The sequence below is a fragment of the Pseudothermotoga sp. U03pept genome (genome assembly GCF_051235805.1).
In the GTDB taxonomy this organism is placed as follows: Bacteria; Thermotogota; Thermotogae; order Thermotogales; family DSM-5069; genus Pseudothermotoga_B.
Window position 1 is genome coordinate 1,618,443 of sequence record NZ_JBPNXV010000001.1, and the last position, 12,722, is coordinate 1,631,164.

11 protein-coding genes are annotated in these 12,722 nt (G+C 43.0%); 1 reads left to right on the top strand and 10 read right to left on the bottom strand.

From position 1 onward, the window contains the following. Positions 1–16: 16 nt before the first annotated feature. From ACSFC1_RS07960 to ACSFC1_RS07980, 5 genes are all read right to left on the bottom strand, one after another. The gene (locus ACSFC1_RS07960; RefSeq protein WP_435565569.1) at positions 17–994 is read right to left on the bottom strand and encodes a sugar phosphate isomerase/epimerase family protein; all 978 of its coding nucleotides are present in this window, start codon (positions 992–994) and stop codon (positions 17–19) included. A gap of 12 nt (positions 995–1,006) precedes the next feature. Next, entirely contained in the window at positions 1,007–1,876 is an 870-nt protein-coding gene (locus ACSFC1_RS07965; protein ID WP_435565570.1) for a sugar phosphate isomerase/epimerase family protein, read from the bottom strand. A 20-nt stretch (positions 1,877–1,896) separates the two neighbouring features. Further along, a complete protein-coding gene (locus tag ACSFC1_RS07970; protein WP_435565571.1) occupies positions 1,897–2,901 on the bottom strand; it encodes an ABC transporter permease in 1,005 nt (334 codons plus the stop codon). Positions 2,902–2,919: 18 nt separating this feature from the next. Next, positions 2,920–4,413 (bottom strand): sugar ABC transporter ATP-binding protein, encoded by a 1,494-nt coding sequence (locus ACSFC1_RS07975; protein ID WP_435565572.1) that lies wholly within the window; start codon positions 4,411–4,413, stop codon positions 2,920–2,922. Positions 4,414–4,479: 66 nt separating this feature from the next. Beyond that, the gene (locus ACSFC1_RS07980) at positions 4,480–5,496 is read right to left on the bottom strand and encodes a sugar ABC transporter substrate-binding protein (RefSeq protein WP_435565573.1); all 1,017 of its coding nucleotides are present in this window, start codon (positions 5,494–5,496) and stop codon (positions 4,480–4,482) included. 426 nt (positions 5,497–5,922) lie between these two features. Here ACSFC1_RS07980 and ACSFC1_RS07985 point away from each other — a divergent pair, with 426 nt between their 5' ends. Next, entirely contained in the window at positions 5,923–7,179 is a 1,257-nt protein-coding gene (locus tag ACSFC1_RS07985) for a ClC family H(+)/Cl(-) exchange transporter (RefSeq protein WP_435566016.1), read from the top strand. 7 nt (positions 7,180–7,186) lie between these two features. On the opposite strand, the gene fabD is transcribed toward ACSFC1_RS07985, so the two are convergent. The 5 genes from fabD to ACSFC1_RS08010 form a co-directional block, all read right to left on the bottom strand. Beyond that, positions 7,187–8,095, bottom strand: a complete 909-nt coding sequence (gene fabD / locus ACSFC1_RS07990; RefSeq protein WP_435565574.1) for an ACP S-malonyltransferase — start codon at positions 8,093–8,095, stop codon at positions 7,187–7,189. Next, positions 8,092–9,030: an enoyl-[acyl-carrier-protein] reductase FabK gene (gene fabK / locus ACSFC1_RS07995; protein WP_435565575.1), complete on the bottom strand. Its 939-nt coding sequence runs from the start codon at positions 9,028–9,030 to the stop codon at positions 8,092–8,094. The genes fabD and fabK overlap by 4 nt, the downstream gene beginning before the upstream one ends. Beyond that, positions 9,011–9,442, bottom strand: coding sequence for a 3-hydroxyacyl-ACP dehydratase FabZ (gene fabZ / locus ACSFC1_RS08000; RefSeq protein WP_435565576.1), 432 nt, complete (start codon positions 9,440–9,442; stop codon positions 9,011–9,013). Before fabZ ends, fabK begins: the two co-directional genes overlap by 20 nt. Next, a complete protein-coding gene (fabF, locus tag ACSFC1_RS08005; protein WP_435565577.1) occupies positions 9,439–10,665 on the bottom strand; it encodes a beta-ketoacyl-ACP synthase II in 1,227 nt (408 codons plus the stop codon). Before fabF ends, fabZ begins: the two co-directional genes overlap by 4 nt. A gap of 343 nt (positions 10,666–11,008) precedes the next feature. After that, positions 11,009–12,691 (bottom strand): diguanylate cyclase domain-containing protein, encoded by a 1,683-nt coding sequence (locus tag ACSFC1_RS08010; protein WP_435565578.1) that lies wholly within the window; start codon positions 12,689–12,691, stop codon positions 11,009–11,011. Positions 12,692–12,722: the final 31 nt, after the last annotated feature.

The following is a 12,722-nucleotide window of genomic DNA, read 5'->3' on the forward strand; positions in this document are numbered from 1 at the left end:
TCCTTCAAGAATTGACTCAGAAAGTGATAGCAGCGAGGTCTGACTCAGTCATTTCTCTGACTATCTCTTCTCTCTCTCTGAAATATTCAACGGACTCTTTGACCAATTTGTTCATCATGGACTCATCTGGTACAGAGTTTGCAAGCACATATGGATTCGTATATGGTCCAAGTGGTTCAAAGGTGATGAACCTACCTTCTTGATTCATACCAACTAAGTACGCCGCCATGATCACCAAATCCAGATCAATCATACCCTTCCCAGGTCCATCGCGATTACTGTCTGCTATATGTAAGTTTATGAGCCTATCTCCACATGAAAGAATTACTTGTGCGATGTTTTTCTCTTCACACAGCATGTGGTAAATGTCGCCGTTTACATAGTAAATCGCAGGATGATTCACCAATTCTATGTATTTCAAAGCCTGTTCAACTGTGTGAACCAGACTCACCTCGGCAGATCTTATCGGTTCAACAGCTGCAATAACTTTGGATTGCTCAAAGTATTCGGCACAGAGCCGCAAAGTTTCGGCACTTCTGTACAGCTCATAGTCATCCTGCGGTACTGTTCTTCCAACGGCACTTGGTACCACTATGAGATACCTACCACCAACGAGTTGGGCATATTCTATCTGCCTTCTGATGTAGTCAATGGCTGCCTGTCTCACGTATGGATTAATGCTCGAAAGATCATTGTAATCTGAATACAGCCCACAAATCCCAGAGACCTGCATTTGAAAATCTTCAAGCCATTTGTTGATCAGCTCAAAATTCTGATGAAGATCATGAGTATAGCTGTCTCCCTTTAACTCTACGTAATCGATGCCATTCTCTTTCAGTCTTTTCAAAGATCTTTCAACTGGTTCTCGACCGAACATCCAGATGCTCCATGACAGGTCGAATCTTCTCTCCAATTTCTGTGGGTACTTTCTCTTGAACTCGAGAAAACTCTTCATTATCTCAACTTTCTTGGCTTGAAAATTCTGCAATTTCATCTGAACACCTCTCTACTTTTCTTCTTGAATGCCCAGTTCCTTCAAGGTGTTTCTCAACCAAAGGAGTGACTTTTCGAGTAGTATACCGCCTTTCCCTTCACACTCTATGCTCAGAGTTCCACCGTAACCGTTGTCTCTGAGTATTTGCAGAACTTTTCGAATATTTTCAGCATTGACACCTTCCCCTACGGCGCAGTGGCTTATACCTATGCCGGTATCCTTACCTCTCAAGCTCATCGCGAGACTTTCAGACACATCTTTTATGTGCACATGTTTTATCTTCTTTATGAATTTCTTGCAGAATTCAACAGGATCTTGTCCTGCTATGTAGGTATTCCCAGTATCAAGATTCAGCCCAAGTCTTTCGCTCTTCACAAAATCAAGCATCTTTTCAAGCATTTCAGGTTTTGTGGTGAAGTAGCCGTGTATTTCTATATTTATATTGATATCGTACAGCTCTGCAAGATCTACGAGGTAAGAATAAGACATCTTCATCAGTTCCATGGCTTCTTTTTCTGAAAGATCTTCAGGTTTGTTCAATCCGTCGGTAGTGGCTATGTTTTCACAACCGATCAGCTTTGCCCAAGGGAGCGTCTTTTGAACGTACTGCACCCCAAAATACACACCATCTTTTCCTGAGAGCGGGTATGCGGCATCCAACTGGGAAAACCTCACACCATACTTAGCCATCTTCTCCTTCATCTTCAAAGGATCCTCAGACAAGGATATATGTGGAAAGTAGCCAAGGCCGTGTATCCACGAAAGACTCTCGATCACGCCGCATTCGATGTAATGCACATCATGATCTTTTGCCCACTGCAAAGTTTTTTCAAAACTGAAAACTGCCGAGTTGAACGCATCTGTGTGAAAGCCTATTTTCATATTTATCCCTCCTTGGATTCTCAGCCAATACGTTTCTTGAATATACCCTTACCAGCATATGCACTGAAAGCACTCACGGCAAGAGATGCCACTATAAAGATTCCGAAGACAACTTCCTGAAAGTATGGATTGACTCTCAACATGTTCAAGGTATTGGAGATTATACCCATCAGAAGAACACCGAAGAAGGTTCCTAAGATATTTCCTTTACCTCCTGAAAGCGGTGTCCCTCCAATCACTACCGCACCAATTGCCCTCAGTTCCAGTCCTGAACCGGTTGTTGGCTGAGCTGCTCCAACCCTCGATAATAGTATCATCGATGCCAGACCAACCAGTAAACCGTTGATCAGAAAAGCGAGTAGCTTCGTTCTGAAGATTGAAATCCCTGACAAATACGCTGCTGCGGGGTTGCTGCCTACTGCATAAAAGTGCCTACCGAGTTTGGTGTATTTCAAGAGAAAGTGGGATACAAAATAGATCAGTATGCCTATCAAGAAGCCGAGTGGTAATATATTCCATATTCGTGTCAAACCAAGCGCTTCAAATTTGCCGTAGATAGTTTGAAAAACTCCCTTTGTTATTGCATATGCTGTTCCTCTGAAGACACTCAAAAAACCCAGTGAAGTTATGAACGAAGGAGCTTTGAAGATAAGTGATGAAGAACCAACCAAGACACTGTTGAAAGCCGCCAAGCCCAAGGCTACTACTGCTATCCACAAGTAGCTCACGTCATTCTTGATCATCATCGCAATCACACAACTGACTAAACCAATGTTTGCACCAACCGATATATCTATCTCGCCTGAGATTATCAACATTGTCATACCCGAAGCGAGTATTCCAAGAACGGCTATCTGCTCAAGGATATTGGTCATATTACTGATTCCGAAGAATCGTGGATTTATGCTTCCGGTGATAATCGCAAGGACAATCTCAGCGAGCAACAAAAAGAACCATTGATTTCTGTAGATCGGTTTCTTCCCCTTGGGTAACACTCCGTTGTTTGAGCTCTTCAACTCAACCATGCCGATAACCTCCCAAAGTTAAACACCTATGAAAAGCTTCATCAAATCCTCTTCTTTCACATTTCTGTTCTCCAGAATGTGAGTCATCTCACCATTTCTCATTACACCAATTCTGTCACTCATCGACAAAAGTTCAGGCATGTCTGAAGAAACCATTATTATGCTCTTTCCCTGTTCTGCAAGCTGTAGAATTATCTCATATATCTGCTCTCTTGCACCAATGTCTACTCCTTTTGTGGGTTCATCGAAGATGTAGAGCAGGGCATCTGTGTTCAAAAGCCATCTCCCAATTATGGTTTTCTGCTGGTTACCACCCGATAGCTCCTCAATCAGTTGATCTCTATCGGCTACAGCAATTGAAAGCTTTCTCACTATCTCTGTCGATAGTATGACTTCTTGATTCAAGTTGAGCAGAAATCTCTTAGACAAATTGTTCTTGGCAATCACCAAGTTTTCAACTAAATTTCTACCAGTAAACATACCCAATTTTTTTCGATCCTCAGAAACAAAGCAAATGCCCTTTTTCATAGCATCTAACGGAGACTTAAGTTCTATTCTTTCGTTTTTCAAGAAAATTTCCCCGTCATCTGGTCTCAGGGCACCATAAATCATGCTCACCAATTCGGTTCTACCCGAACCAACCAGACCACCAATACCGAAAACCTCACCTCTTTTAACATCGAAGGTCACACCGTTCACAATTCCTTTCTTGGTGAGCCTATTCACCCTGAGAAGCACCTCTTTGATTTGAACAGGTCTTCTTTGAAAGAACAATGCGGTGTCTCTGCCAACCATCTTTTTAATAACCGTATTCACATCGATTTCCGTAGCAGAGTACGTCCCCACTTTTTCACCATCTTTTAGGATTGTTAATCTATCGGCAATATCAAAGATTTCGTTCAGATAATGAGAAATGTATATTATTCCGAGACCTTGCGATCTGAGATTCTTCAGCAGATTCAGAAGTGCTTTTGTCTCCTCTAAGCCCAGAGAGCTTGTTGGCTCATCCATGATTATTACCTTAGCGCTGCGGTGCAATGCCTTTGCGATCTGTAGCATCTGCTTTTGTGCGGTAGAAAGGTTGGCAACATATTCGTCGGGATTCAAGTTTATGCCAAGCCTTCTAAATATTCTCTCTGTCTCTTCTACTTGCTTGCGTTTATTGATCTTCAAGGGTATGCTTGAGTTCAGTTCATTACCCAGAAAAACATTTTCAGCAACCGTCAAAGAGTCAACAAGTTCAGCGTCTTGATAGACTGTTGTAATTCCAAGTTCGATGGCGAGCCTTGGATTCAGCCCTCTTGTATGCTTCCCAAGAATGAAGATCTCTCCAGATTCTGGTGTAACCGCACCAGACAGAATCTTTATGAGAGTGGATTTTCCGGCACCATTTTCCCCCACAAGACAGTGTATTTCACCGGATCTCAGGTCAAAGTCAACATTCTTTAGAACCTTGTGTTCACCATAGATCTTCACTATCTTTTTCAGCTCAACGACAGTTTCTTTGTCCATTCTGATCATCTCCAAAGATCGAAAGACTGGGGATGAGATTAACTCATCCCCAGTCGTATGGCTTTATCAGTTGAGAACGTCCAACAAGCCTTTGTACTCTGGGAAGTATTCCTTCGTGAGTTGGATCCACACTGGATCTATGTCCCACGGGACAACCTTCGTCTTGTCATCGATCGTTTCTGGAGTTATAGGTGTGATAGGCAAGAAGATCCACTGTCTCAATGCCTTTATCTTGCCGGTTACATATGAGTGCAACGCCAAGAAGGAGACAAAACCTTCCCATCCTGGAGAGCTTGAAATGGAGTACTTGATGCTGCCTTCCTTGATCAATTCAATTCCATAAGGTGCACCGTTAGTCGTGATAACCTTTATAGGATTGTTGAGCAAGCCTCTGGATTTGAGCATTCGAACCACCGCAGCACCCATTTCTTCGTTGAAAACAAACAGAACGGAGAACTTGTATCCAGATTCAACCAAGTCTTGAGCTTGCTTCACCGCTTCGTCAGGGATGTACTGCCCATCTCTGATTGCAACTATCTTGTTTTTTCCGAGCTCTTTCACGGCTGGTTCGAAGGACTTTAGGAACATCTGAACTGGTACGTGTTCTAATCTTCCCATTATGACGGCTATGTTTTCACCTGGATAATTGGTTGCGATGTACTGTGCTATGTCCTTTCCCATGGCATCCCAGTTGAAATCGATACAAGCGACAACGGGATCTTTTGCTCTCAAAACTTCACCTACGTTGTCGGTCACCACAAGGGGTATACCTGCTTTTGCAGTTTCTCTTGCAGCAATGAAGGCACCATTGGGATTGAATGAGAAAATACACATGCCATCGACTTTCATATTGACAAGCGTTTGAATGTTGGAAATCTCTTTCTCTACATCGTAATCAGAGTTCAGAACAACGACTTCAACACCTGCAAGATTTGCCGCATAGACAAAACCTTCTACATCCTTCCTGTACCAAGTGTCGGGACCAGGTGTTACATAACCATAGACCAACTTCTTAGCCTCAACGATGGAAGCAAAAGCTATGACTAAGGCTAATAACAGGACTAACACTTTGAAACTTCTCATACTCCACCTCCTCTATTTAGGTCGCTGAAGCGACCATAAATTCTCACGAACAGTTTGGAGTTCTGAGAGAAGACACATTTGCCTTGAAAACAAGATTACAAAGTGACAGAAAAGCTCTTATTTACGGTAGGTCAATCGTTTGACTAAGTATTTCACTCAAAGGATACCAAAAGTCAACTATTGAGTCAAATATCGTTTGGCTTCATATCTGCACATATATCTTCAAAGGCGGCGATGATCTACCTTTATCAGTCAGATTCGCCTTGTTGCTAATTTTCCTGTCGGTTTTCTTTGAAAATCACGTGGTATCTCTTCAAATCCATCATGAACATGCCTTTACCTAATCGTCTATTTGGTGAAAAGATCTGTACTTATCATGTTGAGAAGAATATGGAAATCTACTGGGTGGGATTACAGTTGAAAGAAATGCGTTCCTTGTTTTCGAGTGCGCTCATTGGTTTAGTAGTCGGCATCACCGTAACTGCTTACAGATTCTCTATTTCAAGAGTTGAAATCCTGAGAAAATCTATCGACTCATACAGCGAGTTTTTTCTCTGGTTAAGTCTCACAATACCAATCATGCTGATTCTGACGAAAATAGCAAAAAAAGTACCGTTTGCCAGTGGAAGTGGCATACCACAGGTTAAAATGCTCATCTTGGGAAAGATCGACTACGATCCGTTGAAAGTCTTGCTTTACAAGTTCATCGGAGGTATTTTGGCGATATTCAACGGTTTCTCTCTTGGTAGAGAGGGTCCTTCGATACAGATCGGATCTTCGGTAGGACATTGGCTGAACAAAACAATACCACACAAGAGCATAACTAAGGAACAGTTCATAATAATAGGTGCGAGCTCTGGATTAGCTGCTGCGTTCAACGCACCATTGGCTGGCATAGCCTTTGCTATTGAAGAACTACGGATGATCCCTTCAATGTTCGCCATCGTAAACTGTTCGATTGCCGTAATTGTTGCCGATCTTATTTCTAAGACTGCTTTTGGAATGAACCCGGTATTCCCAGTGAAAATCAATAACGTCTTACCACTGAAATACTATTCGTTTGTCATCCTCCTGGGAATAGTTGCAGCGATAGGTGGCTGGGTCTTTGAAAAGTCTCTTTTGCGTTGCGTCGCTCTTTCAAGGAATTCGAGATATATCGTTGTGATCATCCCGACCATCGTTGCTTGCTTCCTTATCCTTTTCTTGCCAGAAGTGCTCGGCGGTGGTCACGAATTGGTCGTTCACAGTTTAGCTGGTTCTTTTCCCATAAAGACTCTCGTGATTTTGCTTACGATCAAATTTCTTTTCACTCTGATCAGTTACAGCTCAAAAGCCCCAGGAGGCATATTCTTGCCGATGGTATCTATGGGTGCAATGACAGGAACTCTTTTTTCACAGTCGATTGCTTTTTTGAGCAATATAGATTCTTTCCATTTACCGAACTTCACAATCCTTGGAGTAGCAGCTTTTTTAACGGCTGTCATCAGGGCGCCTCTAACGAGTATCGTTCTTACGGCAGAACTTTTTGGTTCGCTCAGTCATCTTCTACCTACGATCTTGGTTTCGGTTGTGTCCTACATCGTGTCTGGATTTCTCAAAAGCGAACCAATTTACGATGCCTTGGTCGGAATGGCTGATCAAAAGATCCCGCTAAACCCAGCTAAAGAAAAGCAAGAACCTTGACTTTCATTCAGACTTGCACCACCTCAACTGTACTCTGTTGTGCAATGAATTCTGTGAAATGTTGACAGGAGATCTTACCAGATCTCTTCAGAAGATTTGTCAAGACTTTGCCTGGTCCAACTTCGATGAAGTTGAGAATTCTCATTTTCGTTATAGTGAGAATCGAATCGTACCACAGAACAGGCGAAGTTATTTGTTCTAATACGTACTGTTTTATCTCTTGTGGGTCGGTTGTTTCTCGTGCCGTACAATTCATGACAATGGGCCAGCGTGGTTTTCTGAACTTGACGTCTTCAAGTTCACGCGCCATCTTTTCTTTTGCCACTTCGAGCAGAGGTGTGTGGAAAGGTCCGCTGACTTTCAGTTCAACGACTCTCTTCGCTTTCGTTTTGAGCAACTGCATGGCAGTCAAAACGCCTTCCCTTAGACCACTTATAACAACTTGATCTTCTGCGTTGTGATTCGCAATCCAGACTCCTTCTACACCCGAGATCTGCCTTTTAACTTCGGCAAAACTCAAACCAACAACTGCTGCCATTGTACCTTGTCCTGGAACGAGAGCTTGAGAGATGTATTCCCCCCTCTTTCTGACTATGTACAATCCCAACTCGAAGTCATAGACATCTGCCGCCGCAAGAGCTGTGTATTCTCCCAGACTGTGCCCTGCCAACACCGAAGGAAGATAACCGTTTCTCATGAGTTCATCAAAGGCTATGTAACTCGCCAAGTAGATGGCTGGTTGAGCATTTTCAGTCAGTTTTAAAATCTCTTCATCCTCGTTCATCAGTCTGTACATATCAATTCCCAGAACATCTTGAGCTCTTTCAAAAAAGAAGTATGCTCTTGGATAAACAGAAAAATCTTTTCCCATCCCAGAGTATTGAGAACCTTGACCTGGAAAGATGAAAGCCTTCATCTTAGCACCTCCTTGCACAACCTTTCAACGGTTTGAAAGAATTCTTGCACAACCTCAGAAATCACCTTCTCGACAGGCAAAATCTGTTCTATCAAACCTGCCGACTGACCTGCCATGAAAGAACCCGATTCCAGATCGCCTTCTAAAACAGCGCGTCTCAAACTGCCTACAAGAATCTGTTCAGCCTCCAATGGGCTTTTCGCCTCGAGTTGACGTATGTGGTTTGCAAATGGACTTTTCAGAACCCTTGCGGGGTGTCCAAGTGCAGCTCCGGTAATCACCGTGTCTCTTATGGAAGCCTTCAATATCCTGCTTTTGTAGTTTTCATGAACCTGTGATTCAACTGTGGCAAGAAATCTTGTACCCATCTGTATGCCTTCTGCTCCTAATGCAAACATCGCTGCCATTTGCCTGCCATCTGCGATTCCGCCCGCTGCGATGACTGGTATTGTCACCGAACGCACAACCTTGTCAACGAGAACAAGTGTTGAAACTTCACCTATGTGCCCTCCTGACTCCATGCCCTCCGCTATAACGGCATCGGCGCCTGACCTTTCAAGCAACCTTGCGAGCGAGTCAGAAGCAACTACAGGCATCACGACAATACCTTTTTCTTTCAAAGTTGGAATGTATTTCGCTGGGTTACCAGCACCAAAGGTGACTGCTGGAACACTTTCTCTCAAAACCACTTGCACTAATTCATCAACGTATGGTGAAGCAAGCATGATATTCACACCGAATGGTTTATCTGTCAGTTTTCTCAAGGTTTGTATCGCTTCCAAAAGCTGATCTGCGTTCATGGCACCAGAACCTATTACCCCAAGACCACCTGCGTTTGAGACGGCAGCGGCGAGCTTTGCTGTACCTGCCCAAGCCATACCGCCCATCAAGATTGGATACTCAATTTTCAGAAGTTCAGTCACTCTGTTTGTCATCTTTCTTCACCCCGAGTAACAACGTCGCCGTTGCAACGACTCTGTTTTCAACCCTTGCAACTGCGCTCACCTTGAAAACGCCAAGTCTTGATTCCTTCAGTTTGACATCGTAGATCAAAAGATCGCCCGGTCTGACCTCTGATTTAAACCTGGCTTCATCGATGCCAAGGAATAAAGGTATTGTGTCTTGATCAGGTTTCAGTAACATTATTCCTGCCGTCTGAGCAAGCCCTTCAATGATCAATACACCTGGATAGATTGGGTATTTTGGAAAGTGACCTTGAAAGAATATCTCAGAGATACTTACGTTTTTGACTGCTAAGACATGATCTTCTGTCTTTTCGATGATCTTGTCAACTAAGAGCATCGGAAATCTATGTGGCAGTATTTTCATTATCTCGTCGATCCTCAACCTTCATACCTCCCAACGACCAGTGAAACGTTGTGCCCACCAAAACCGAAAGAATTTTTGATAAAGTTGCGAATCTGTAGAGGAACTATCCTTTTGCCGACGACGTTGACCTTCACTTCTGGATCTTTTTCATCAAGGTTGGGCATTGCGTGCAGAAATCCATTTTGCATCTGAAGAATTCCCACAACAACTTCAGCAGCCGCTGCCGCACCGAGTAAGTGCCCCATTAAACCTTTGGTGCTGTTGACAAGAACCCTATCTTGAAAGATTCTCTCTATCGCCTTCGCCTCTGCAATATCTCCTGCGGGCGTACTCGTCGCATGACAACTGACATAGTCGATTTCATTTGCCTCAATTTGCGCATCCTTTAAAGCCATGCGCATCGCTGCTTCTGCACCAGCACCATTGGGATCTGGTGCGCTCATGTGATAAGCATCATCGTTCATGCCAAATCCTTTTATCTGGGCAATGATCTGAGCTTCTCTTTTCTTTGCCACTTCTTCTGATTCAAGGATCAAGATGGCAGCACCCTCACCCATGACAAATCCATCCCTGGCAATGTCAAATGGTCTTGAAGCCCTTTTTGGATCGTCATTTCGAGTTGATAAAGCCTTCATGTTTGCAAAACCTGCAATTGGAAGTGGTGCTATCGTTGCTTCTGCACCACCTACAATTGCAAGATCAGCATATCCATGCCTGATGAGTAACGTTCCAAGTGCTATGGCATGACCAGACGCAGCACAGGCGCTCACTGGTGCAAAGTTTACACCCTTCAAACCATGCTCGATTGCCACAATTCCCGAAGCCATGTTTATCAAAAGCATGGGTATCAAGAATGGGCTCACCTTCGACGCACCTTGCGAAAGAAATTTGTTGTTTTCGGTATCGAGTGTGATAAATCCACCCATGCCAGAACCTATCAACACCGCTGCACGATCTGCGTATCTCTTTAGATCTATCTGTGACTCTTCGATTGCTTCTTTTGCTGCTGCAAGGGCAAGATGTACAAATCTGTCGGTTCGACGGACGAGTTTCTTGTCAATGAAAGCCTCTGGATCAAAATCTGCAACCTCAGCGGCGATTCTCACTGGGAGATTGCTGGCATCAAAGCTTTTTATCTGATCAACTGCTATCTTCGAATCTTTCAGAGATTGTAGAACCTCGCTCTTTCCAACACCTATTGGTGAAACGATTCCCATGCCGGTAACAACTACTCGACGCATTAGAACAACCTCCTTTTTCGTTCATTATACCGAGCAAAGAAAAAGGTGGTCAAACCACCTCTTTACTCTGTTAGAAAGTTGTGTTTGTTTTTTTAATATATTCAGGGCACTTGTCATTTTTTCATTATGATAGAGCGTTGGTGAAGGTTCGGACAAACAGTTTGTACAATCAAGAGGCAAAATTACCCTGTGGTCTGGTTTCTCTTCGGCATACCACATTGTGCAAAATTGCATTCATAGAGCCTTTCCCGAGCAAGTAATCTTTGTCGAGGTTCATAAACACGTAATATTCGTGTCATCTTAGAGTCGAGATCACTGAACAGATTTTTCTTCCAGTAGTGGCTCAGATTGACTCCTTATAAAACGCAAACGGCACTTTCTTCCTCTTTGCAACGTACAGAGCCATATCAGCATTTCTCAAAAGCGTTTCAAGATTATCTCCGTCGGTTGGGTAGAAAGCGATACCCATGTTCGCCGAGATTGAGAAAGTAATATTTTGAACTACAATCGGCTCGTGAATTATGAAGAGCAGGCGCCTTGCAAAAGCCGCAGACTCTTCGGAAGTAGAATTGTAGAGCAAGAAAACAAATTCATCTCCGCCCAATCTTGCTAAGATGTCGTTCTTTCTGACAACTCGTTGAGCACGCGTAGCGACTATCTTAAGAATCTGATCACCAACTGGATGACCAAAGGTATCGTTCACCTCTTTGAATTTGTGCAAATCAACAAAGACCAAAGAGATTGATTTCTCTTCCCTTCGAGCGAGCGCAAAGAGTTTCTCGGCGCATTCTTCAAGTAGTCTCCTATTTGGCAAATCAGTGAGTGAATCGTGATAAGAAAGATACTCAAGCATTTCTTTCTGTTTTTTGAGTTCTTCTTCAAGCTTGATTCTTTCAAAAAGCAAGCCAACCTGTCCTGCCAGCAGTAGTGCAATCTCAATAGATCTTTCGTCGAAAGCGTCCTCGGTTTCAAAGTTGTCCAGATTGAAAAAGGCTATCGTCTCATTTTGTACAACAACTGGTACCGACAACAAAACCTTTATTTGACCAACACGCTCGTCCGAATACAAAAGTTTCTTTCGCTCTTGGTCAAGACTCTGCTCATTCAACTGATGCAAATTACGAATGATCTTAATCTCTTTATTCATGCCCTGTGCAAGCTCTTCAACCTTGAAGAACATTCTGTCGACAAACTTGCGATCATAACCACAGACATTGGTGAAGACAAAATGATCCTGCTCTTTCATCAACAGACTGCCAGCCTGTGCACCCGGAACAAACTCAACAGCCTTCTCAAGAATAAACTGAGAGGCTTGTTCGGTATTCCCACTCAAGATGAGTTCTGTAAATTTCAAGAGTGCCTCGTGCAACTGAGTTCGTTTGAGCAGTTCATCTTTGTACTTTCTTTCCAACTGCACCATTTTTCTGACACTTAGCCATCTTATGAACACAACCGATGTCACTGAAACAAGAAAGGAAAAAAGGTAATCTCCAGAGCTGAGGAGTGCAGTTGTAGGTTTACATCCGATACCGTGAATGGTTAATTTGCTCTCTTCGCACAATACGATATCTGTGAAACCAAGCGAGCTGAGCAACCCTTCCAGATCGATGACAACGAAGGCAAGTTTTTCCGTAAGATGCCTAAGACGATTTTCATCGTAGATCTTCAATACCACTTCAAGGTTCTTGGATGTGAAATTTATCTGAAAATCTTTAATCTTTTCAACCGTCTGTGCACTTGCTTGTTTTATTGATGCACTCAACACATGAAGGTATTTTGTCTTTATCTCTTGAAGCTTGGACTGAATGTAACTCTGTGCATCATTCAAAGCAGCTTCATACATTTGATCTGAAGTAAATAAGTTCTCACTCAACGCTAAAGCAATGAAATTAGCAGCTCCATCAATAACAGCTTCTGCAGTTTGAATTCTCTCTTTGAAGTTCCTCAAGTTCAAGTTGTAGAAGATGAAGATACATACTACAAAGATAACTGCCGCTAAGAGAAAAATTACCCCAGCCTTTTTCATCAGAATACCTCCAGGCTTTCTGATAAATAAA

Coding starts and splice junctions, on each gene's coding strand:
- ACSFC1_RS07970 (WP_435565571.1), bottom strand. CDS start 2,901: ATGGTTGAGTTGAAGAGCTCAAACAACGGAGTGTTACCCAAGGGGAAG.
- ACSFC1_RS07965 (WP_435565570.1), bottom strand. CDS start 1,876: ATGAAAATAGGCTTTCACACAGATGCGTTCAACTCGGCAGTTTTCAGT.
- ACSFC1_RS07985 (WP_435566016.1), top strand. CDS start 5,923: ATGCGTTCCTTGTTTTCGAGTGCGCTCATTGGTTTAGTAGTCGGCATC.
- fabF (WP_435565577.1), bottom strand. CDS start 10,665: ATGCGTCGAGTAGTTGTTACCGGCATGGGAATCGTTTCACCAATAGGT.
- ACSFC1_RS07960 (WP_435565569.1), bottom strand. CDS start 994: ATGAAATTGCAGAATTTTCAAGCCAAGAAAGTTGAGATAATGAAGAGT.
- fabD (WP_435565574.1), bottom strand. CDS start 8,095: ATGAAGGCTTTCATCTTTCCAGGTCAAGGTTCTCAATACTCTGGGATG.
- fabK (WP_435565575.1), bottom strand. CDS start 9,030: ATGACAAACAGAGTGACTGAACTTCTGAAAATTGAGTATCCAATCTTG.
- ACSFC1_RS07975 (WP_435565572.1), bottom strand. CDS start 4,413: ATGGACAAAGAAACTGTCGTTGAGCTGAAAAAGATAGTGAAGATCTAT.
- ACSFC1_RS07980 (WP_435565573.1), bottom strand. CDS start 5,496: ATGAGAAGTTTCAAAGTGTTAGTCCTGTTATTAGCCTTAGTCATAGCT.
- ACSFC1_RS08010 (WP_435565578.1), bottom strand. CDS start 12,691: ATGAAAAAGGCTGGGGTAATTTTTCTCTTAGCGGCAGTTATCTTTGTA.